The sequence below is a fragment of the Salinifilum ghardaiensis genome, assembly GCF_054491345.1.
In genome coordinates, this window is record NZ_CM137101.1 from 630,833 (window position 1) to 651,745 (window position 20,913).

Here is a 20,913-nt window from a genome sequence, read left to right on the forward strand (position 1 = left end):
CACCACCGTACGCGGCAAGGGGTTCTGCGGGACCAATACGACCATTACCGGTCCAATGCACACAAAGCTCGTGATCCGGGACACGTGCGGTTCAGGATGTCGCAAATCGCCGTACACCCGGGTGACGCAGGCCTCCCGGTGCGGTCGATCCGCGAGTTCCCGAACGACACGCGCAGGAGAGTCGAACATGCTCAGCATCATCGGCTTCGCGATCATCGCGTCGATAGCGACGCTGCTGATCCTCGGCCGAATAGCCCCGGTCGTGGGGATGACCGTGATTCCCACAGTCGGCGCCTTCCTCGCCGGATTCAGCCCGAGCGACATCGGTGAGTTCTTCAACACCGGACTGGAGGACGTGCTCAGCGTCGCCGTGATGCTCGTGTTCGCCATCCTGTTCTTCGGCATCATGAACGACGTCCGCCTGTTCAACCCGCTGATCAACGTGATGGTGCGGGTGAGCCGGGGCAACGTCGTCGGCGTCGCCGTGGTCACCGTGCTCATCGGCGTCGTCTGCCACCTGGACGGTTCCGGGGCGTCGTCGTACCTGATCGCGATCCCCGCGCTCCTCCCGCTGTACAAGCGGCTCGGCATGAGCCCGTACCTGCTGATGCTGCTGCTGAGCACCAGCATGGCGATCCTCAACATGCTGCCCTGGGGCGGGCCCGTCGGCCGCGCCGCGGCCTCGACCGGCCACGACCCGATCGAGCTCTGGCACGGGCTGATCCCGCTGCAGGTCGTCGGCGTCGTGCTGCTCACGGGCATGGCCGTGCTGCTCGGCTTGCGGGAGCAGCGGAGGATCGCCCGCCGCGCCGCGGTGAAGACGCCCGCCATGGCCGGTGCCGGCGGCGGTGCGGGCGGTCCCGCCGAGGACGGGGCGGATCCCGGCTCCGCGGGCGGTTCCACCGGCGGGGGTTCCGCGTTCGGCCCCGGCGGTGCCGACGCGGGGTCCGGCGAGCCGGAGAAGCTGCAGCCGCCCTACCTGCCCTGGTTCAACGGGCTGCTCGTGCTGGCGGTGCTCGGAGTCCTCGTCGCCGACGTGCTGCCGTCCGGCCTGGTGTTCATGCTCGGCCTCAGCGCCGCCCTCGTGGTCAACTACCCGAAGGTCTCCGACCAGATGGAGCGGATCCGCGCGCACGGCGGTGGTGCGCTCGGCACCGGTGCGATCATCCTGGCGGCCGGGTGCTTCCTGGGCATCCTCACCGAGTCGGGCATGCTGCGCTCGCTGGCCAGCGACATGATCGCCGTGCTGCCCGATCCGGTCGTGCCCTACCTGCACCTGATCGTCGGCGTGCTCGGCATGCCGTTCGAGCTCGTGCTCAGCACGGACGCGCACTACTTCGCGCTGCTGCCGCTGGTGCACGACGTGTCCACGCAGCTCGGCATCGGCTCGGTCACCGTGGTCTACACCGTGCTCATCGGCAACGTGATCGGCACCTACATCAGCCCGTTCAACGCCTCGCTGTGGCTGGGCATCGGCCTCGCCGGTGTCGACATGGGCAAGCACATCCGCTACTCGTTCCTGCCGATGTGGGCCTTCAGCATCGTGATGCTGCTGGTGGCGGTGCTGCTCGGCGTGATCGCGCTGTAGCGCTCGACACCGGTCCGCCCGGGTTGGTCCGCCCGACGCCCGGTCGCCCGGCAGCGCTGGAGCGCTGCCGGGCGACCGGGCTGCCGGAGGCCGGGCTTCTGGTCGCGGATGGCCGAGCGCCCGGGCCGCGCTGGACGGCCGGAGGCAGGTCCGGAGACCCGAAGGGCCTTGCTGCGCAGGGGGAACGAGCCCGGCGCGGCGGTGGTGGACCCCGGGTTGTCACCCCGCTGCCAGCGTTCGTTACGGTGGTGGATACCGCTCGGCGGGGTCACCCGGTGAGGTGGCCGGGTCAATCGGCCGGGCTGGGCGGTGCGTGACCGCGAGGTCGCGGGATGGGGCTGTAGCGCAGGAGGTAGCGCGTCTCGCTCGCATCGAGAAGGTCAGGGGTTCGACTCCCCTCAGCTCCACAGCAGGACGTGCAGGAAGCCCCGCCGCAGATTTCGGTCTGCGGCGGGGCTTTCTCGTCGTGCCCCCGCAGCGCTGCGCGGGGCACCGCTTCGCACCGGTCTCGCAGCTCGCCGGTGCGCGCAGGAATCACGAGAACACGTCGCAGGCAGTCGGTTTCGACCCCGATGCCGTGCTGCCGCGTCGGGGAGTGCACAACGTCGGTGGGGAACGATCCTATGCATCTCGTGATGGCCGGTGTCACCGCGCCCAGCCACGTCTACCCCGGCCTCGCGGTGATCTCCGAGCTGGTTTCGCGGGGGCACCGGGTCAGCTACGTCGTCGGCCACCGACTGGCCGAGTTGGTGGCCGCGACCGGCGCCGAGGTCATCGCCCACGAGTCGGTCATGCCGGACGCGGACGAGCACTGGCCCGAGGACCCGGGCGCGGCGATGCGGGTGTTCCTGGACGACGCGATGGCCGTGCTGGAGCCGATGCTGCGGCGGATCTCCAAACCGGACGCGGTGCTCTACGACATCGGCGGGCTGGCGGGCCGCGTGGCGGCGCATCACTGGGCCGTGCCTGCCGTCCAGCTCTCCACCGCCTACGTCGCGTGGGAGGGCATGGAAGACGAGATGGCCGAGCACACCGCGCGGCTGAAGGCCTCGCCGAGCGGGCAGCACTACTACACGACGCTGCGTTCCTGGTTGTCCCGCAACGGCATGGAGATCGACGCCGACGAGTTCCTCGGCAGGCCGGATTCGTGCGTGGTGCTCATCCCGAAGGCGCTGCAACCGCACGCCGACCGGGTCGCGGACCGGTACGTCTTCGCGGGCCCGTGCATCGATCCCGCCCGCCGCACGGGCTGGGCGCCGCAACCCGGCGACGACCGGCCGCTGGTGTACGTGTCGCTGGGCACGAGCTACACCGACCGGCCGGACCTCTACCGGCTGTGCGTCGACGAACTGGCCGGTGATTACCGGGTCGTGCTGGCCACCGGGAAGGTCGACCCCGCTTCGCTCGGGCCGTTGCCGGCCGGTGTGCGGGCGGCGCGCACCCAGCCGCAGCTGGACGTGCTGGCGCACGCGTCGGTGTTCCTCACGCACGCCGGGATGGGCAGCGCTGCGGAGTCGTTGTGGTTCGGGGTCCCCACCGTGGTGCTGCCGCAGGCGGTCGACCAGTTCTTCAACGCCGCCACGCTCGTGGAGATCGGCGCCGGAGCGCAACCCGGCGAACCGTTGGACGGCGCGAACTTGCGCGCCGCCGTCGAATCCGCGTTGGGCAAAGCGGAGCGGGCACGCGTGCTGCAAAGCGGGGTTCGCCGCGACGGTGGCACCGGGGCCGCGGCCGACGCCGTCGAGCGCCTCTGCGGCGGCGGGTGATCCCTGCGGCTCTGGTACCGGGCACACGGCGCTCGGTTCCCGCGCTCAGAGGTCCCCGGTGATCAGCCGCGCTTCCACCGCGGAAACCTCCAGCGGCCCGCCCGGCACCCGCACCGTCCTATTCGGAGATGCGCGAGCGCATCTCCGGGAGGAACTCCGGGTCGTCCTGGTGCACGCGCTTGAGGTCGATGTCGTGCGGCAACGCCGTGACGGGACGTTCCTGCAGCAAGTACCGCAGCGACTCGGTCACGAACCGCTCCTCGTCCTCCTCCGGGAGGTCGAGCGAGTCGCGCACCTCCTGCGCGCCCACGACGCGGTGCTCGGTGGTCTCACCCGCCTCGTGCACTTCCGCGGCGTATTCGTGCCCGCCGAGCGGGAGCAGTCGAACCTGTTCGGTCATCACACCCTCCTCGCCCGTTGCCTACCGCACGCGGCGGACTCGTAAACACCCGCTGCGCGCCGAGGCCTGCGCAGCGGGCGCAGCGCAGCACCGCGCCCGCGGGCCCGCCGCGCCACCGGGTCGCACCGGACCCGGCCGGCTGCTGACCGGAACCTGCTGACCGGAACACCGCCAACACCGTTCAAGGGGCCATCACCGGTGCGGGACCGGCACCGCTCACGAGGCTTCCCCGGCGCCTTCCCGCGTCCGGGTCGCGAGCTCCGCGCGCGCCCGCGCGGTGGCGCGGTTGGGCATGACGGTGTCGAGCTCGGAGTTCGTGGCCGCGCCGAGCAGCACCGCGAAGGCGGTGATGTAGAGCCAGAACAGCAGGCCGATGGGGGCGGCGAGCGCTCCGTAGACGGCCGAGTGCTCGAGGACGAGGGCGAGGTACAGGCGCAGGAGGAAACTGCCGAACAGCCACAGCGCCAGCGCGAGCACGGCACCGGGGAGGTGCTCGTGCCAGGGGGTGCGCACCGGGACGGACAGGGCGTAGAGCGCGGTCAGCGAGGCGATCGAGCCCAGCGCGATGCCGGGCCAGTACAGCCAGTGGATGAGCACCGAGGCCGCCGGTGCGAGCTGGGCGATCCAGCCGGGTCCGACGACCAGCAGCGGCAGCAGCACCAGCCCGCTGAGCAGCCCGGTGGTGTAGAGCAGCAGCGACAGCAGCCGTTGCCGGAGGAGGCTGCGCTGCTCGGCGAGTGCGTAGATCGTGGAGATCGCGTCGATGAAGACGTGCAGCGCGGTCGATCCCGACCACAGCACGAGCACGAACCCGATCGAGACGACGCCGGCCTGGCCGGTGGTGAGCACCTCGTCGAGTGCGGGCCGCAGGATCTGGTCGATGCCCCGGGGGGACAGGACCGCGCCGGCGGCCTGCTCCAGCGTGGTGCGCACGGCGCGGATGGTGTCGGCGCCGATCACGTTCGCCAGGTACCCCAGGGTGCCGACCAGGCCGAACAGCAGCGGCGGCAGCGAGGTCAGCGTGAAGAACGCCGCTTCGCCGGCGAGACCGGCGATCCGGTGCCGCGTGATCACCTCGGCGGTCTCGCGGACCAGCCGGAGCGCGGCGCGGCGGGCGCGGTGGGACCAGGACAGCGGCGCTGCCCCGGACCGGCGGGATTTCTCGGGGGGCACGGGCCTTCGCTTCGGACGCGGGTGCCGCGGGTGCGGTCGAGGTGCAGCAGCGATCGTACCGGGAGTTGATCGGGCCGAGGGCCTGGCGCGCCGGGCGGTCCTCGGCGGCGGTGCGCTCGCGCAGCGCATCCGGTTTCGTCCGCGCTATCCGCTTTCGTCCGCGACCAGCCGCGCGGCGACCTCGTGGAGCTTGGTGTTGGTGTGCTGGGAGGCCCGGCGCAGGTGGTCGAAGGCCTGCTCGGGGCTGCAGCGGTGGCGGGCGATGAGGAGGCCCTTGGCCTGGCCGATGACGTCGCGGTGCTCCAGCGCCTGACCGAGCTGTTCGGCCAGTTCGCGGGCGCGGGCGTGGCGGTAGGCGTGGTTGATGGCCGCCGAGAGGGCGTTGGTGAACAGCTCCAGCAAGGCCTCGTCGAGCGGGTCGAAGGCGTGCGGATGCGGGGTGGTGAGGTTCAGCGCGGCCGCCGTGGCGGCCAGGTCCTCGTCCAGCGGCAGCGGGACCCCCACGGTGACGGCGACCTCGTTGTCGCGGGCGGCGTGGCAGAACTCGGGCCACCGCTGCTCGTCGGAGGTCTCCAGCCGCACCATCCGGCCCGTGCGGGCCGCGTGCAGGCAGGGGCCGTCCTCGGCCCGGTGCTGCTGCTCGTCGAGTTCCACCGCCCAGGCGTGGCTGCCCGCGGCGGTGTGGGCGCTCCCGTCGCGGCACAGGATCGACACCGTCGCACTACCGGTGTCGGGGATGGTGGCCGTGGCCGAGCGCACCAGCTGCGCGAGCACGGTCCGCAACGGCTGGCGCTGCTCCAGCAGCGCCAGCAGCTGGTCCAGCGCGTCGGTGGTGCTCTCCACCCGCTGGACCGGCGAGGACCCGCGGGGCCCGGCGGAGCGGGCCGCGTCCCGGGAGGTCACGGTTGTTCCCCTTCCCGCGGGGCCTCCGAGGCGGTCTCGGGGGCGTGCTGGTCGCGCGGCGCGGGCGCGGTGCGGGCCGGGGGGGAGGTCGGACAGCGCCTGCGACAGGCTCGAGCAGCAGGTCGCCACCTGCTGCAGCTCGGCCGCCTGCACCGCCCGCCGCACCGCGGGCGTGGTGACCACCAGCCGCAGCTGGGGACCGTTGGCGCGGGCGCGGTGGGCGGCCCGGGTGAGCACCTCCACCGCGGACAGGCTCAGGAACCCCACGCCGGACAGGTCGAGCACGAGCGCTCCCAGCAGGCCGCTCAGCCGCTGGTGCACCAGGCTCGACAGCCGCTCCACGTTGGCGTCGTCGACCTCACCGCTGACGGTGAGCACAGCCGTGCTGGCAGCGGGGTAGTGCACCCGCAACCGCCCGCGCTCCTCCGCCCGCACGCGAGGTGCCCCCGGCCGCTCGGCCGGGTCGGGGGAATCCGGTTGCGGTGCGGAACCGCCGGTTCCGGTTCGTCGGGGCGCCGCGGTCATAACACCTCTCTCCGAACGCGGGTGTCGTCCGCCCGGGGAACTGGCGACCCACGTGGGGAGAGCACGGTGGGAGCGACGCACTCCTGCGGCGCAGCGACACCCAGCAACGACTGGGAATGCTGGCCAGGCTGTCTGCTCAACCGACCGCACCACGAACACTACCGGGCCACCACCCGCCCGTCGATGCGGACCCCGCACCGGGGCGGGTGGAGTGCGGGGCGGGGCACGGGCGCTGCTGGAACCGAACCCCCGTGCCCCGAGGTCCCCGGGCTTGCTGCCGCTGCGCGCTGAACAGCACCGAGCCTGGTGCGACGTGTCCCGGGAGACGAGCACCTGATCATCCGGTACCCACCACCGCCGGAACACCAAACGGGGCCCGCGGTCACGGCCGGTTGCTGGCGGGAGTTGCGCGGCGCCACTCGAACAGCCGGACGTGGCTGCGGACCAGGCGCAGGAAGGCGGTGAGCCCGATCCCGCCGACGGCGTTGCCGAGCACGCACCAGCCGAAGAAGGCGAGCCAGTGCAGGTAGTTGTAGTCGCCCCCGGCGTGCAGGCCGCCGAAGATGAACAACGTGTCCAGCACGGAGTGGAACATGCCCATCCCCGCGACGAGGAAGGCGATCGCGATCGACGCCAGCACGCGGGCGACGTCGTCCTCGGTGCCCAGCCGCATGCGCGTCAGCAACGTCATGGTGCTGCCCGCGAGGACCGCCAGCAGGAACGTCTGCAGGCTCAACCCCGCCTCCGCGTACTTGGCGCCGGTCTCGGCGGCGAGGTGGCGCAGCTCGGGGAACGCCGTGATGACCATCCACATGGACACCCACCCGCCGATGAGGTTGCCGAGCAGCGTCAGCACCCAGAAGCGGAGCAGCCGCCACCAGCCGGCCTCCTTCGCGAGCACGACGGCGAGCGGCACGAGGAATCCCTCGGTGAACAGTTCGCTGTTGCCCAGCAGGAGGGTGAGGAAGCCGACCCCGAAGGCCAGCCCGGCGAGCAGCTGGCTCCCGGTGGCCTGCTCCACGGCCAGGAAGGCCAGCACGCCCAGGGCGATTTCCACGCCGGCGATGATGCCGCTGGCCACGAGTTCGGGGATCGTGCGGAACAACCGCGGGCGTCCGCGGGCGACCATCGTGTCGAAGGTGCGCTCGACTTCGTCCTCCCGCAGCAGATCGCCGCGTCCTTTGTAGTCGGTGCCCAGCTCGTCGGGTTCTTCCGAGGACATGGGGCTCCTCTCGGTTGCAGGGGTGGTGCGTGGTGCTCGTCGACCTGCAGGACGAGCACGGGCATCCGCAGGCGAAGATGGCACGGAGCGGGCCCGCGCGGAACGTGCGCAGTGCGGTGATGTTGCGCATCCGGACCGCCGCGGTGCCCCGCCCGGTGTTTCGCAGCGGGGTGCACAGGGTACGCACGACGGTAACCGGCGCGAGAGGAAGGGAGTGCTGTGAAGTACGGTCAGTTCTTGTCCGTCGTCAGCGACCAGAGCGGGATCAGCGACCGCGAGCACGCCGACCAGGCGACGAAGATCGTGCTGGCCACGATCGGGCAGCGCCTCGCCGGGCGTGAGCCCCGGGACCTGGCGAGCCAGCTGCCGCAGGAGCTGCAGGAGTCGCTGCTGCAGCACGTCGGGGCCGATGAGACCGGCGATGATCTGGACGACTTCCTCCGGCGCGTGGCCGACCGGGAGGGCCGCGGGTGCAGCCCCGAGGAGGCCCTCACCCACGCGCAGGCCGTTCTCGGGACGATCGCCGGATTCGTCTCCGAAGGCGAGATCGAGGACCTGCGCGCGCAGTTGCCGACCGGCTATGCGGCGTTGTTCCGGTGAACCGGGGCCGTTCCGCGATGCCCGCACCCCCGCGGGGGTGCGGGGCAGGAGGGCCCGCGGAGCGGCGCTGCGCGCGGAGCGCTACGCGGACGGCTGGTTCGGAACCGGTTCCACGGCGACGTCCGCGTCGACGCCCGCTTCCTGCACCAGGACCGTGGAGTAGGCAGCCGCGTAGGCGTGCGCGACGAGCAGCGAGCACGCCTTCTCCGCGGCGTCGGCCGCTGGGTGCAGGTCTCGCGGATCGACGGTGATCGGCACCGCGACGTGCTCTCCCCGCAACCACCCCTGCCCGCGCTCGAGCAGCCAGGCGGCCACGGGCGATTCGGCTGCTCCGATGAGCACCGACACGGTGCCCGCGCGTCCCAGCAGCAGGTGCCGGGACGAGCACCGCCGGGCCAGTTCCCCGGCAGCCCACTTCCCGGCGGCGTGCGCAGCTCTCAGCAGCTGCTCCCACTCCGCCGCCGGTTTCCACGTCGTCGTCCTCGCATCGGCGGGTTCCAGCATCGCGACTGCTCCGGTGGCTGTGTGCTGGCCCGCCCGCAGCCAGCCAGCATCTCCTCGATCGCTGATGTTCGAGCCAGCTGGCTGCTCAACCGGTCTCCACCGCGGAGTACCCGCGGCGCACCGGGCGAAACGCGGGCGACGCGCCGGTCGCCCGCGCGGTCCGCGGAGCGGAGGTCCCCGGGGTCCGCAGTGCCCGGAGGACCGCTGCGTGCTCACGAGGTGACTCGCGCCGCAAACGGGCAGCGCTGCCACTCGCGCCTCAGGAGCGCTCGTGCGGACCGTTGCCACCAACAGGAGCGCCGCGCCGACCGCGGTCGGCAGTGCTCCGGGGGCGCGGCGCTCCGGGGGCGCGGCTCCGCGGTGCGCGAGGTTTGGAGCGCCCCGTCCGCGGGTACGAAACCAGCTCCCGAACCTGCGTGGAACCCCGAACTTGCGTGGAACCCCGAACTTGCGTGGAACCCCGAACTTGCGTGGAACGGAGCGTCGATGCCAGCGCGACACCCCCTCCCCGCTCCTCGAGCCGCGAGCGGCGCGAGCGGCCCCGGCACCGTTGAAGTCCGCGTCAGCGGCGCAGCAGGAGCATCCCGCATGCTGCGCCTCCTCGCCGGCGACGTCGCCCTCTGCGCGGACTTCGACGTGGACACCATCGCCGACATCCGGTTGGCCACCGACGAGGTCTGCACGAGCCTCGCCGATGCCGCGAGCGGCGGCACGTCGATCCGTTGTCGGCTGCAGGTCCTCGATTCCCGCGAGTTCGTCCTCGCCGCCGAGGCGAGCACGACCACCGCGGACGGCGTCCGAACGGACACGTTCAGCTGGCAGGTGCTCAGCGCGATGGTCGATGCCCTGTGGACGGACGTGCGCACCGAGGGGGACGAGTACGTGGCCCGCGTCGAACTGTCGAAGTCGTCTGCAGTGCCCGCATGAGCAACGAGGGAACGGCGCCCCCCGGAACGCACGAGCGCGAGTACGAGCAGCTGCTCCCGCTGTTCCGCGAGCTCGCCGACGCGGAGCCGGGGAGCGCACGCCACGAGGAACTGCGCGAACGACTGATCACGGGGCACCTGCCGATCGCGGAGCACCTCGCGCGCCGCTACCGCGGCAGGGACGAGTCCCACGAAGACCTGGTGCAGGTCGCCCGCTTCGGGCTGATCAACGCCGTCGACCGCTACGAACCGGGGCGCGGCAACAACTTCGCGTCCTACGCCGTGCCCACGATCCTCGGGGAGCTGCGGCGCCACTTCCGCGACGCGGGCTGGTCGGTGCGGATGCCCCGCAGGCTCCAGGAGGTGTCGAAGGGCATTTCCGCGCTCTCGCAGCGGTTGGGGCGCGCTCCCGCGCCGAGCGAGCTCGCGGACCACCTCGGGATCGAGCTCGAGGAGGTGCACCAGGGCTTGGAAGCGGGCAACGCCTACCAGAGCTCTTCGCTCGACGAGGTGATCCACAACGCCGAGTCGATCTCGCTCGGGGACACGCTCGGGGTCGACGACCTCGATCTGGTCGGGGTCGAGGACGCGGAGCGGCTGCGCCCGCTGTTGGCGAACGTCCCGCAGCGGGAGAAGCGCATACTCTTCATGCGGTTCGTGTACGGGATGTCGCAGACGCAGATCGCCCGGGACATGGACATCTCCCAGATGCACGTGTCGCGCCTGCTGACGCGCACCCTGGGAACGCTGCGCGAGCGGGCTCAGAACTCCGAACCAGATTCCCCCGCCGTCAGCGAGGGATGAGGGCGGAGTCCCGGTCCTCGTCGGACCCCGCCCCCGAACCGCCGGGTGCAGCACCCGAGCAGCGCCCCGGTCCGCGGGCGGTGGGACGGGAACGCCGTCACCGCAGGTGGTTTCGCGCTTCGGCGTCCCACCGCCGCGGAAGTGCCGGATCAGTCGGCGAGGGCCGCGACGTCGGGGGCGGTGAGGCGGGCGCCGTTGGCGGCGGTGTCGTCGGCGGCGTTCTGGGCCGCGCGCTCGGCCTGGACCCGCTCGGTGTAGTGCCGCACCTCGCGCTCCAACTGCTCGTCGGTCCACCCCAGCAGCGGTGCCATGATGCGGGCGACCCGCGGCGCGGCCGACAGCCCCCGGTCGTGCCCCTCGATGGAGATCCGGGTGCGCCGGGTGAGCACGTCCTCCAGGTGCAGCGCTCCCTCGTGGGTGACCGCGTAGTGCGCCTCCGCGCCGAGGTACTCCTGCGCTCCGGGGATCGCCTCGCCCAGCGCGGGCCGTTCGGCGATGATCTCCAGCAGGTCGTGGATCCCCGATCCGTAGCGCCGCAGGAGGTGCTCGACCGTCGCCACCGCGAGACCCGCCCCCGCGGCGAGCTCCCGGCGGTCGTCCCACAGCTCCGCGAACCCGCTGGCGCCGAACAGGCGCAGCTGCTCGGTGCGGGACTCGCCGACCGCGCGGTCGAGCCCCTGCACCGCGGTGTCGACGACGTCCTTCGCCATCACGCGGTAGGTCGTGTACTTGCCGCCCGCGATCGCCAGCAGACCGGGGACGGGCTCGGCGATGGCGTGCTCGCGGGAGAGCTTGGCGGTCTCCGCCGACTGCCCCGCCAGCAGGGGGCGCAGCCCCGCGTAAACACCGTCGATGTCCTCGCGGGTCAGCGGGTTCCGCAGCATCGCGTTGACGTGGCCGAGCACGTAGTCGACGTCGGCGCTGCTGGCCGCCGGGTGCGCGCGGTCCAGCTCCCACGGCGTGTCCGTGGTGCCGATGATCCAGTGGTCCTGCCAGGGGATGACGAACAGCACGCTCTTCTCGGTGCGCATCAGCAGACCGGTGTCCAGCTCGATCCGCTCGCGCGGCACCGTGATGTGGATGCCCTTGGACGCGTGGACGGTGAACGGGGGTTCCGCACCCGCTTCGGCCACCAGGTCGTCGGTCCACACGCCGGTGGCGCTGATGACCTTCCGCGCCCGCACCCGGAACTCCCGGCCGGTCTCGTGGTCGGCCACCCACGCGCCGGTGACGCTGCGCCCCTCGCGCAGCAGGCCGGTGACCTCGGCCCGCGTGAGCACGGTAGCGCCCTGCTCGGCGGCGGTGCGCGCGAGCGTCGTGGTGTAGCGGGCGTCGTCGACCTGGGCGTCGTAGTACTGGATCCCGCCGACCAGCGCGTCGGACCGCAGGCTCGGCCCGGCGCGCAGCGCAGCGCGCCGGCTGACGTGCCGGTGGCGGGGCACCGCGCCCGCCCCGCCGATCGTGTCGTAGAGCAGCACGCCCGCGCCGATGTAGCCGCGCTCCCACACCCGGTGGCGCAGCGGAATCAGGAACTTCACCGGCCGCACCAGGTGCGGCGCGAGGTGGTTCAGCAGCAGCGAGCGCTCCTTGAGCGCTTCGCGGACGAGGGTGAAGTCGCGCTGCTCGAGGTAGCGCAGGCCGCCGTGGATCAGCTTGCTGGAGCGGCTGGAGGTCCCGGAGGCGAAGTCGCGGGCCTCCACCAGCGCGACGGACAGACCACGCGAGGCGGCGTCCAGCGCCGCGCCCGCACCGGTCACGCCACCGCCGACGATCAGCACGTCGAACTCGGTCTCCTGCGCGGTGCGCAGCGCGTCCGCGCGGTGCTCGGGTCCCAGGGCTGCGGATGTCACGTGTCCACTCCTCCCGGTCGGGGAACGCGGCGGCCCCGGGCGGGGCCGCCGCTCGGGGCTGTTCAGTCGTCGACGTCGATCCAGTCGAGAGTCCGGGACACCGCCTTCCGCCAGCGGGCGTATCCCTTCTCGCGCTGCTCGTCGGTCCAGGTCGGGTGCCAGCGCCGGCCTTCCTGCCAGTTCTGCTCGAGCTCCTCGGTGCTCGCCCAGAAACCGACGGCCAGCCCGGCGGCGTAGGCGGCGCCGAGCGCGGTGGTCTCGGTGACCACCGGGCGGGAGACCGGAACACCGAGCAGGTCGGACTGCAGCTGCATGCACAGCTCGTTGGCGGTCACGCCGCCGTCGACGCGCAGCTTGCCCAGCGCGACGCCGGAATCCGCGGCCATGGCCTCGACGACGTCGCGGGTCTGGTAGCAGATCGCCTCCAGCGTGGCGCGGGCGACGTGCGCGTTGGTGCTGTAGCGCGAGAGCCCCACGAGCGCCCCGCGCGCGTCCGAGCGCCAGTACGGCGCGAAGAGGCCGGAGAACGCGGGTACGAAGTAGACACCGCCGTTGTCGTCGACCTGGCGCGCCAGCGCCTCGCTCTGGGCGGCTCCGGAGATCACGCCGAGCTGGTCCCGCAGCCACTGCACGGCCGAGCCGGTGACCGCGATCGAGCCCTCCAGCGCGTACACCGGCTTGTCCGCGCCGAACTGGTAGCAGACCGTCGTCAGCAGGCCGTGCTGCGAGCGCACCAGATCGTGGCCGGTGTTGAGCAGCAGGAAGTTGCCGGTGCCGTAGGTGTTCTTGGCCTCGCCGGGCCGGAGGCACACCTGCCCGACCGTGGCCGCCTGCTGATCGCCGAGGTCCCCGGCCAGCGGCACTCCACCGCCCAGCGGGCCGCCGACCCGCGTCGTCCCGTACAGCTCGGGGTCGGACGAGGGCAGGATGCGCGGCAGCATCCTGCGCGGGACCCCGAAGAACGACAGCAGCTCGTCGTCCCAGTCCCCGGCCTCCAGGTCCATCAGCATGGTGCGGCTGGCGTTGGTGACGTCGGTGACGTGCACGCCGCCGTCGACGCCGCCGGTGAGGTTCCACAGCAGCCAGCTGTCGGTGGTGCCGAACAGCGCGTCGCCGGACTCCGCGTCGGCCCGCACGCCCTCGACGTTGTCCAGGATCCACTGGAGCTTGCCGCCCGAGAAGTACGTCGCCGGCGGCAGGCCCGCCCGGTGCCGGATGATCTCGCCGCGGCCGTCGCGGTCGAGCTCGGCGGCGATCTTGTCGGTCCGGGTGTCCTGCCAGACGATCGCGTTGCAGTACGGCCTGCCCGTCCTGCGGTTCCACACCACCGCGGTCTCGCGCTGGTTGGTGATGCCCACCGCTGCCAGGTCGGCGGCCTGCAGGCCGGCCTTGGTCATCGCGGTCTCCATGACCGCCCGGGTGCGCTCCCAGATCTCGGTGGGGTTGTGCTCGACCCAGCCGGCGCGGGGCAGGATCTGCTCGTGCTCCAGCTGGTGGCGGGTGATCTCGTTGCCGCCGTGGTCGAAGACCATGAACCGGGTGCTGGTGGTGCCCTGGTCGATCGCTCCCACGAAGTCAGCCATGTCGGGTCTCCTTCAGGTGGTCTCGAGTTCGGCGGCGGAGGCGCTGCGGGTGCTGGCCGGTGCCGGGGCCTCCGGTGGCAGGAAGCGGGTGATGAGGAGCTTGTAGAGCGCGACGCCGAGGATTCCGCCGATCAGCGGTCCGGCGATCGGGACCCAGAAGTACGGGTTCCCGTACTGGTCCAGGAACGCGGTGTCGTACCCGGTGATGAACGAGGCCAGGCGGGGTCCGAAGTCGCGCGCCGGGTTGATCGCGTAGCCCGCGTTGGCGCCCCACGCCATGCCGATGCCCACGACCGTCAGCCCGATGGCGACCGGCGCCTGGTGCGCGGCCAGCGCGGCGTTGCGCGCGTCGGTGACCGCCACGACGACGAACAGCAGGATCGCGGTGCCGATGATCTGGTCGCGCAGCGCGCCGAGGTCACCGACCGGGAGCTCGCCGTTGCCCGGCAGGGTGGAGAACACGCCCTGGGTCTCGGTGGTCAGCCCGGGGTCGGCGCTGCGGAGCGCCTCGGAGTAGTTCCAGCGCACGAGCAGCGCGGCCGCGAACGCGCCGGCGGTCTGCGCCAGCGAGTACGGCAGCACCTTGCGCCAGGGGAACTCGCGGAACACGGCGAAGGCGACCGTGACCGCCGGGTTGATGTGCCCGCCGCTGATCTTCGCCGAGACGAACACGCCCAGCGTCACGCCCAGCCCCCACGCCCAGGCGATGCTGTTGTGGTCACCGACTTCGGCGGCGCTGACCTGCGCCACCACGCCGACGCCGAACAGGATGAGGATGAAGGTTCCCGCGAACTCGGCGGCCATCTCGCCGCTGAGGCCGCGGGCTCTGAGCCGGTCGACCATGGTCCCTCCGCAAATGCCTGCGCACGATCGGGACGTGCCTGCGTGCAGCGGGATGCGCAGCCGCAGCGGAAAGGTGCGGGCTGCGCTGCCCGCATGTTGGACCGGAACGTTAAGCGGGGGTTTCCGCGGCATCAACGCGTTCTGGTCGACAATGTCGAACGCCGGTGCTGGTGCCGCCGGCCGGGGAGAACTGCGCTCCGGGGCCGGTGACCCAGCTCGTGCGGCACGGGGGGTGGCTGCGCGGCCCGCGCCTGTGTTCGACATTGTCGAATCAGACGTGAGCAGATAGGTTCCCCCCGTGCCGGGATCCGTCCAGTCAGTCGAGCGCGCAGCCGCGATCCTGCGCCTGCTCGCCCGCGGCTCGGGCCGTCTCGGGGTCGGCGAGATCGCCGGTGCGCTGGAACTGGCGAAGCCGACCGCGCACGGCATCCTCCGGACGCTGCAGCGGGTCGGTTTCGTCGAGCAGGACCGGGCCACCGGCAAGTACCGGCTCGGCGAGGGGCTGCTGCACCTGCACACCAGCTACCTCGACGTCAACGAGCTGCGCTCCCGCGCGATCAACTGGGCGGACTCGCTGGCCGCGCGCAGCGGCGAAGCCGTCCGCATCGGCGCGCCGATGGAGGGCCGGGTGCTCGTCGTGCACCACGTGTTCCGGCCCGACGACACGCAGCAGTCGCTCGACGCCGGTTCGCTGCTGCCGCTGCACGCCACGGCACTGGGCAAGGTCCTGCTCGCCTACGACACCGACCTGGCGGCCGCGGCGCAGCGCGCGGGGCTGGAGTCGTTCACCCGGCGCACCACCACGAACGCGGAGGCCCTCACCCGGACGCTGGGCCGCGTGCGCGACTCCGGGTGGGCCGCCGAGACCGAGGAGTCGATGCCGGGTGCGGCGAGCATCGCCGCGCCGATCCGCGGCCACGGCGGGCTGGTCGTCGGCTCGATCGGCATTTCGGGTGCCGTGGAACGGATCTGCGACGTCAAGGGGCGCGCCGACACCGCGCTGGTGGGCTACGTCCGGGACGCGGCGCGCGCGGTGTCCCGCGACCTCGGCGAGTCCCGGTCCTGAGCTCGGGCAGGAGGAGCGCAATGCCGCAACGCTACGTGATGTCGATCGACCAGGGCACCACCTCGACCCGCTGCATCCTGTTCGACCAGCGCGCCCGGCTGGTCTCGGTGGTGCAGCGCGAGCACCAGCAGCACTTCCCGAAGCCCGGGTGGGTCGAGCACGATCCCGTCGAGATCTGGCGCAACGTGGACCGCATCGCGGGGCAGGCGCTGCGCGAAGCCGGGATCGGGGTCGAGGACGTCGTCGCGCTCGGGATCGCCAACCAGCGGGAGACGACGGTGCTCTGGGACCGGCACACCGGTTCCCCCGTCGGCCGCGCGATCGTCTGGCAGGACACCCGCACGGACGAGCTCGTCGACGAGTTCCGGCGGATGCCGGGCGCCGACGCGGTGCACCAGCGCTGCGGGCTGCCGCTGAACACGTACTTCGCCGCGCCGAAGGTGCGCTGGATGCTGGACAACACGCCCGGCCTGCGCGCGCGGGCCGAACGCGGCGACGTGCTGTTCGGCACGATGGAGAGCTGGCTGATCTGGAACCTCACCGGCGGCGTCGACGGCGGCGTGCACGTCACCGACGTGACCAACGCCAGCCGCACGCTGCTGATGGACCTGCACGCCCTCGACTGGGACGAGGAGCTGCTGTCGTTCTTCGGCGTGCCCCGCCGCATGCTGCCGGAGATCCGCTCCTCCGCCGAGGACTACGGCACCACGCGCCGGGTCGTGCCGGGAATCCGGATCACCGCGGCGCTCGGCGACCAGCACGCCGCGCTGTTCGGGCAGACCTGCTTCGCGCCCGGCGAGGCGAAGTGCACGTACGGCACGGGGAGCTTCCTGCTGATGAACACCGGCACCGCGCCGGTGCACTCGACGCGCGGGCTGCTGAGCACGGTCGGGTTCAAGATCGGCGACGAGCCCGCGATGTACGCGCTGGAGGGGTCGATCGCGGTCACGGGCTCGCTGGTGCAGTGGGTCCGCGACGGGTTGGGCCTGATCAACAGCGCACCGGAGATCGAGACGCTGGCGCGCACCGTCGACGACAACGGCGGCTGCTACGTCGTCCCCGCGTTCTCCGGGTTGTTCGCACCGCACTGGCGCAGCGAGGCGCGCGGGCTCATCGTCGGGCTGACGTCCTACATCACCAAGGGCCACTTGGCGCGGGCGGTGCTGGAGGCGACCGGCTGGCAGACCCGCGAGGTCGTGGACGCGATGAACGGGGACTCCGGGCTGCAGGCCACCGAGCTCAAAGTGGACGGTGGCATGACCCCCGACCACCTGCTCATGCAGTTCATCTCCGACGTGCTCGACGTGCCGGTGATGCGGCCGATCACCGCCGAGACCGTGTCGCTGGGCGCGGCCTACGCCGCCGGCCTCGCCGTCGGCTACTGGCCGGACCTCGAGGGCCTGCGCCGCAACTGGCACTGCGCCGCGCAGTGGCTGCCCCGGATGGACCCGCGGCACCGCGAGTCCGAGTACACCAACTGGCAGCGCGCGGTCGAGCTCACCTTCGGCTGGATCCGCCCCGCGGAGGAGTCCACCGACCGGAGCTGACGCCTCGGACCCCGCCGGCGCGTCCGGTGCGCGGTCGAGCGCCGCGAGCAGGGGCGTTGTGCTCGGAGCACAGCGCGACCGGAGCAACGGTGGGCTTGCGACATAGTGCCTCCACCCGTTTATCCTGCTAGAAATCTGTGCACCACGTCACACAGGTGGCCGAGCCACTGTCCCCGAGCGACAACGGAGACGCAGATGCAGGGTCTGATGCAGGATCGCCCGCTGAACCTGCCGCACCTGTTCCACCGCGCCGAGCGGCACTTCGGCGCGAAGACGATCGTCACGGCCCGGGTCGACGGTGAGGTGTCGAACACCTACGCGCAGTGGGCCGAGCGGGTGCGGCGGCTCGCCACGGCGATGGACGCCCTGGGGCTGCCCGCCGGGGCCCGGGTGGGCACGTTCGGCTGGAACACCCAGCGCCACGTGGAGCTGTACTTCGCCGTTCCGTGCACCGGCCGGGTGCTGCACACGCTGAACATCCGCCTGTTCGCCGACCAGCTCAGCTACATCGTCGAGCACGCCGAGGACCGCGCGATCTTCGTCGACCGCTCGCTGCTGCCCGTCCTGTGGCCGATGGCGGAGAAGCTGCACACGGTGGAGCACTTCGTCGTCCTCGACGACGGCAGCGACGCGGAGATCCCGGACGACCCGCGCATCCGCGACTACGAGCAGCTGCTCTCCGCGTCGGCGCCCCGCGAGGGGGACTTCGACGTGCCGGACGAGAACACGGCGGCGGCCATGTGCTACACGTCCGGCACCACCGGCAACCCCAAGGGCGTGCTCTACTCGCACCGCTCGACGGTGCTGCACTCGCTGATGAGCCTCACCGCGGACTCGCTCGGGGTCAGCGAGCGCGACACGATCCTGCCCGTGGTGCCGATGTTCCACGTCAACGCGTGGGGCATCCCCTACGCCGCGGTGGCGGCCGGGGCGGACCTCGTGCTCCCCGGTCCCGCCATGCAGCCGGACAAGCTGCTCGCGCAGATCGAGCAGCACCGGGTCACGCTCACCGCCGGCGTGCCCACGATCTGGATGGGCATGCTGCCCAAGCTCGGCGAGTACGACGTGTCCAGCCTGCGGGCGGTCGTCGGCGGCGGCTCGGCCGTGCCGAAGTCGTTGTCCGAGGGGTGGCGCGAGGCCATCGGCCTGCCGATCACGCAGGCCTGGGGCATGACCGAGACGAGCCCGCTCGGCAGCGTCGCCAACCTGCACAGCGAACACGAAGGGCTCGACGCGGAGTCCCTGGCGGAGGTCCGGGCCACCCAGGGGCAGGCGGTGCCGCTGGTGGACCTGCGCATCGTCGACGCCGTCGACGGCGGTGAGCAGCCGTGGGACGGCGAGTCCATCGGCGAGCTGCAGGCCGCCGGACCGTGGATCGCCTCGGCCTACTACGGCCAGGAGCACTCCGACGCGTTCACCGCGGACGGCTGGCTGCGCACCGGCGACGTGGCCACGATCGACCGCTCGGGCTACGTGCGCATCGTCGACCGCACCAAGGACCTGGTGAAGTCCGGGGGCGAGTGGATCTCCTCGGTCGACCTGGAGAACCACATCATGGCCCACCCGAAGGTGGCCGAGGCCGCGGTCATCGCCAAGCCGGACGAGAAGTGGACCGAACGCCCGCTGGCCTGCATCGTCACGGCCGAGGGCGAGCAGCTCGGCGAGGAGGAGATCCTCGAGCACCTGCGCGGCCGGGTCGCCAGGTGGTGGCTGCCCGACGAGATCCGCTTCGTCGGCGAGGTGCCCAAGACCAGCACCGGCAAGTTCTCCAAGAAGACCCTGCGCGAACAGCTGCTGGGCTGACGCGGCAGCACTCCCCGGTGAACCCGATCGCCGTCCGCTGAGGAGCAGCCGTGAGCGTCTACGACGACAAGCCGTGGTTGGCCCGGTACGACGCGGGCCAACCGGCCGAAATCGAGATCGAGCACGACAGCGCGGTCGCCATGTTCTCCGCGGCGGTGCGGCGCGACCCGGACGGCGATGCGATCCGGTACTTCGACGGCCGGCTGACGATGCGCGAGCTCGACGAGCTCAGCGACGCGTTCGCCGCGGGCCTCGCCGCCGAGGCGGGGTTCGCCGCCGGCGAGCGCGTGGCCCTCTACGCGCAGAACGTTCCGCAGTTCGTCATCGCCCAGCTGGGCACGTGGAAGGCCGGCGGCATCGCGGTCCCGGTCAACCCGATGAACCGCGAACGCGAACTCGCCGCGCTGCTGCGGGATTCCGGGGCGAGCGTCCTGGTGTGCCTGCAGGCCCTGCACAGCGACGTCGCCGCCTCGGTGGTGCCGGGCACGTCGGTGCGCGCGGTCATCACCACTTCGGAACTGGAGTACCAGACCCGCGACGACAGCCGGGTCTTCGCCGGTTCCGCGCGCGAGGAGCGCCCGGGCACGCTTGACATGGCGGAGCTGCTGCGGCGGTTCCGCGGCCAGTCGCCCCCGGCGGCTTCCCCCGGGCCGGACGACGTCGCGCTGCTGACCTACACCTCGGGCACCACCGGTCCGCCCAAGGGAGCGATGGTCACGCACCGCAACGTGGTGTTCAACGCGCAGACCTACCGGGACTGGATCGGCATCGGACCCGGGGACGTGATCCTCGGCGTGGCACCGCTCTTCCACATCACCGGCCTCATCGGGCACGTGGCCCTGTCGTTGCTCACCGGTGCGCCGCTGGTGCTCGTGCACAGGCTGGTCCCGGAGGTGGTGCTGGAGGCCGTCCGGGAGCACCGGGCCACCTTCACGGTCGGCTCGATCACCGTGTTCATCGCGCTGATGAACGTCCCCGCAGCCGCGGAGGACGACCTGGCGAGCCTGACCAAGGTGTACTCCGGCGGGGCGCCGATACCGCCCAGCACCGTGGCGGCGTTCCAGGAGACGTTCGGCCACTACATCCACAACATCTACGGGCTGACCGAGACGACCTCGCCGTCGCACGCGGTTCCGCTGGGCGCACAGGCCCCTGTGGACAGCGCCTCGGGCGCGCTGTCGGTCGGCGTTCCCGTGTACGGCACGGTGGTCCGCATCCTCGGCGAGGACGGCACCGACCTGCCGGCGGGGGAGATCGGCGAGCTCGTGACCTCCGGGCCGCAGGTGGTCGCCGGGTACTGGAACAAGCCGGAGGAGACCGCCGAAGCGATGGGCGGCGGCCGCTTCTTCACCGGCGACGTCGGCTACATGGACGAGGCCGGCTGGTTCTACATCGTCGACCGCAAGAAGGACCAGATCAACGCCGGCGGGTACAAGATCTGGCCGCGCGAGGTCGAGGACGTGCTCTACGAGCACGAGGCGGTGCGGGAAGCCGCGGTCGTCGGCGTGCCCGACCCGTACCGCGGCGAGACCGCCAAGGCCTTCGTCAGCCTGCGTCCGGGAGCGCGGGCGGACCCGGAGGAGCTCGTCGCGTTCTGCAAGGAGCGCATGGCCGCGTACAAGTACCCGCGGGAGGTCGACGTGCTCGAGGAGCTGCCGAAGACCCTCACGGGCAAGCTGCTGCGCCGCGAGCTCCGCGAGCGCGAAGCGGGGCGGTGACCGCGCCGGCCCGTGGTCGCCCGATGTCCGCTGCCCGGGTTGGTGGTCGCGGGTGGCCGGGAGCCGGCGGATCCCCCGATCCACGGCGCCGG

The 20,913-nt window shown here is 72.0% G+C and carries 17 protein-coding genes and 1 tRNA gene; 10 read left to right on the forward strand and 8 right to left on the reverse strand.

Features of this window, described 5'->3' with window-relative positions; genetic code table 11:
• The first annotated feature begins 187 nt into the window (after positions 1–187).
• The 3 genes from ACVGV0_RS02815 to ACVGV0_RS02825 all read left to right on the forward strand — a co-directional run bounded on the left by ACVGV0_RS02815 (position 188) and on the right by ACVGV0_RS02825 (position 3,354).
• The gene (locus tag ACVGV0_RS02815) at positions 188–1,588 is read left to right on the forward strand and encodes a CitMHS family transporter (protein ID WP_459158288.1); all 1,401 of its coding nucleotides are present in this window, start codon (positions 188–190) and stop codon (positions 1,586–1,588) included.
• A 334-nt stretch (positions 1,589–1,922) separates the two neighbouring features.
• Positions 1,923–1,995: transfer RNA gene (locus ACVGV0_RS02820), tRNA-Ala, on the forward strand.
• 228 nt (positions 1,996–2,223) lie between these two features.
• Positions 2,224–3,354 carry a macrolide family glycosyltransferase gene (locus ACVGV0_RS02825; protein ID WP_459158289.1) on the forward strand — a complete coding sequence of 377 codons (1,131 nt, stop codon included), beginning with the start codon at positions 2,224–2,226 and terminating at the stop codon, positions 3,352–3,354.
• A gap of 118 nt (positions 3,355–3,472) precedes the next feature.
• On the opposite strand, the gene ACVGV0_RS02830 is transcribed toward ACVGV0_RS02825, so the two are convergent.
• From ACVGV0_RS02830 to ACVGV0_RS02845, 4 genes are all read right to left on the reverse strand, one after another.
• A complete protein-coding gene (locus ACVGV0_RS02830; protein ID WP_459158290.1) occupies positions 3,473–3,754 on the reverse strand; it encodes a hypothetical protein in 282 nt (93 codons plus the stop codon).
• Between the two features lie 216 nt (positions 3,755–3,970).
• Positions 3,971–4,927, reverse strand: coding sequence for a YihY/virulence factor BrkB family protein (locus ACVGV0_RS02835; protein ID WP_459158291.1), 957 nt, complete (start codon positions 4,925–4,927; stop codon positions 3,971–3,973).
• A 144-nt stretch (positions 4,928–5,071) separates the two neighbouring features.
• The gene (locus ACVGV0_RS02840; RefSeq protein ID WP_459159902.1) at positions 5,072–6,235 is read right to left on the reverse strand and encodes an ANTAR domain-containing protein; all 1,164 of its coding nucleotides are present in this window, start codon (positions 6,233–6,235) and stop codon (positions 5,072–5,074) included.
• 502 nt (positions 6,236–6,737) lie between these two features.
• Positions 6,738–7,577, reverse strand: a complete 840-nt coding sequence (locus ACVGV0_RS02845; protein WP_459158292.1) for a formate/nitrite transporter family protein — start codon at positions 7,575–7,577, stop codon at positions 6,738–6,740.
• 237 nt (positions 7,578–7,814) lie between these two features.
• Between ACVGV0_RS02845 and ACVGV0_RS02850 the strand changes: the two genes are divergently transcribed.
• A complete protein-coding gene (locus tag ACVGV0_RS02850) occupies positions 7,815–8,177 on the forward strand; it encodes a DUF2267 domain-containing protein (protein WP_459158293.1) in 363 nt (120 codons plus the stop codon).
• An 81-nt stretch (positions 8,178–8,258) separates the two neighbouring features.
• On the opposite strand, the gene ACVGV0_RS02855 is transcribed toward ACVGV0_RS02850, so the two are convergent.
• Positions 8,259–8,681, reverse strand: a complete 423-nt coding sequence (locus tag ACVGV0_RS02855) for a hypothetical protein (RefSeq protein ID WP_459158294.1) — start codon at positions 8,679–8,681, stop codon at positions 8,259–8,261.
• A 588-nt stretch (positions 8,682–9,269) separates the two neighbouring features.
• Here ACVGV0_RS02855 and ACVGV0_RS02860 point away from each other — a divergent pair.
• Together ACVGV0_RS02860 and ACVGV0_RS02865 are read left to right on the forward strand one after the other, a co-directional pair.
• Positions 9,270–9,608 (forward strand): ATP-binding protein, encoded by a 339-nt coding sequence (locus ACVGV0_RS02860; protein ID WP_459158295.1) that lies wholly within the window; start codon positions 9,270–9,272, stop codon positions 9,606–9,608.
• Complete coding sequence (locus ACVGV0_RS02865; RefSeq protein WP_459158296.1) at positions 9,605–10,411, forward strand: SigB/SigF/SigG family RNA polymerase sigma factor; 807 nt, start codon at positions 9,605–9,607, stop codon at positions 10,409–10,411. The genes ACVGV0_RS02860 and ACVGV0_RS02865 overlap by 4 nt, the downstream gene beginning before the upstream one ends.
• 149 nt (positions 10,412–10,560) lie before the next feature.
• Here ACVGV0_RS02865 and glpD read toward each other — a convergent pair whose 3' ends face one another.
• From glpD to ACVGV0_RS02880, 3 genes are all read right to left on the reverse strand, one after another.
• Positions 10,561–12,261, reverse strand: coding sequence for a glycerol-3-phosphate dehydrogenase (gene glpD / locus ACVGV0_RS02870; RefSeq protein WP_459158297.1), 1,701 nt, complete (start codon positions 12,259–12,261; stop codon positions 10,561–10,563).
• Positions 12,262–12,323: 62 nt separating this feature from the next.
• Positions 12,324–13,844 (reverse strand): glycerol kinase GlpK, encoded by a 1,521-nt coding sequence (gene glpK, locus ACVGV0_RS02875; RefSeq protein WP_459158298.1) that lies wholly within the window; start codon positions 13,842–13,844, stop codon positions 12,324–12,326.
• Between the two features lie 12 nt (positions 13,845–13,856).
• The gene (locus ACVGV0_RS02880; RefSeq protein WP_459158299.1) at positions 13,857–14,687 is read right to left on the reverse strand and encodes an MIP/aquaporin family protein; all 831 of its coding nucleotides are present in this window, start codon (positions 14,685–14,687) and stop codon (positions 13,857–13,859) included.
• A gap of 298 nt (positions 14,688–14,985) precedes the next feature.
• On the opposite strand from ACVGV0_RS02880, the gene ACVGV0_RS02885 reads away from it, so the two are divergent.
• The 4 genes from ACVGV0_RS02885 to ACVGV0_RS02900 all read left to right on the forward strand — a co-directional run bounded on the left by ACVGV0_RS02885 (position 14,986) and on the right by ACVGV0_RS02900 (position 20,821).
• Positions 14,986–15,753 carry an IclR family transcriptional regulator gene (locus ACVGV0_RS02885; protein WP_459158300.1) on the forward strand — a complete coding sequence of 256 codons (768 nt, stop codon included), beginning with the start codon at positions 14,986–14,988 and terminating at the stop codon, positions 15,751–15,753.
• A 20-nt stretch (positions 15,754–15,773) separates the two neighbouring features.
• The gene (gene glpK / locus ACVGV0_RS02890; protein WP_459158301.1) at positions 15,774–17,300 is read left to right on the forward strand and encodes a glycerol kinase GlpK; all 1,527 of its coding nucleotides are present in this window, start codon (positions 15,774–15,776) and stop codon (positions 17,298–17,300) included.
• A gap of 195 nt (positions 17,301–17,495) precedes the next feature.
• The gene (locus tag ACVGV0_RS02895; RefSeq protein ID WP_459158302.1) at positions 17,496–19,103 is read left to right on the forward strand and encodes a long-chain fatty acid--CoA ligase; all 1,608 of its coding nucleotides are present in this window, start codon (positions 17,496–17,498) and stop codon (positions 19,101–19,103) included.
• 50 nt (positions 19,104–19,153) lie between these two features.
• Complete coding sequence (locus ACVGV0_RS02900; protein WP_459158303.1) at positions 19,154–20,821, forward strand: class I adenylate-forming enzyme family protein; 1,668 nt, start codon at positions 19,154–19,156, stop codon at positions 20,819–20,821.
• Positions 20,822–20,913 lie beyond the last annotated feature (92 nt).

Coding starts and splice junctions, on each gene's coding strand:
- ACVGV0_RS02895 (WP_459158302.1), top strand. CDS start 17,496: ATGCAGGGTCTGATGCAGGATCGCCCGCTGAACCTGCCGCACCTGTTC.
- ACVGV0_RS02825 (WP_459158289.1), top strand. CDS start 2,224: ATGGCCGGTGTCACCGCGCCCAGCCACGTCTACCCCGGCCTCGCGGTG.
- ACVGV0_RS02855 (WP_459158294.1), bottom strand. CDS start 8,681: ATGCTGGAACCCGCCGATGCGAGGACGACGACGTGGAAACCGGCGGCG.
- ACVGV0_RS02830 (WP_459158290.1), bottom strand. CDS start 3,754: ATGACCGAACAGGTTCGACTGCTCCCGCTCGGCGGGCACGAATACGCC.
- ACVGV0_RS02880 (WP_459158299.1), bottom strand. CDS start 14,687: ATGGTCGACCGGCTCAGAGCCCGCGGCCTCAGCGGCGAGATGGCCGCC.
- ACVGV0_RS02815 (WP_459158288.1), top strand. CDS start 188: ATGCTCAGCATCATCGGCTTCGCGATCATCGCGTCGATAGCGACGCTG.
- ACVGV0_RS02845 (WP_459158292.1), bottom strand. CDS start 7,577: ATGTCCTCGGAAGAACCCGACGAGCTGGGCACCGACTACAAAGGACGC.
- glpK (WP_459158301.1), top strand. CDS start 15,774: ATGCCGCAACGCTACGTGATGTCGATCGACCAGGGCACCACCTCGACC.
- ACVGV0_RS02860 (WP_459158295.1), top strand. CDS start 9,270: ATGCTGCGCCTCCTCGCCGGCGACGTCGCCCTCTGCGCGGACTTCGAC.
- ACVGV0_RS02865 (WP_459158296.1), top strand. CDS start 9,605: ATGAGCAACGAGGGAACGGCGCCCCCCGGAACGCACGAGCGCGAGTAC.
- glpK (WP_459158298.1), bottom strand. CDS start 13,844: ATGGCTGACTTCGTGGGAGCGATCGACCAGGGCACCACCAGCACCCGG.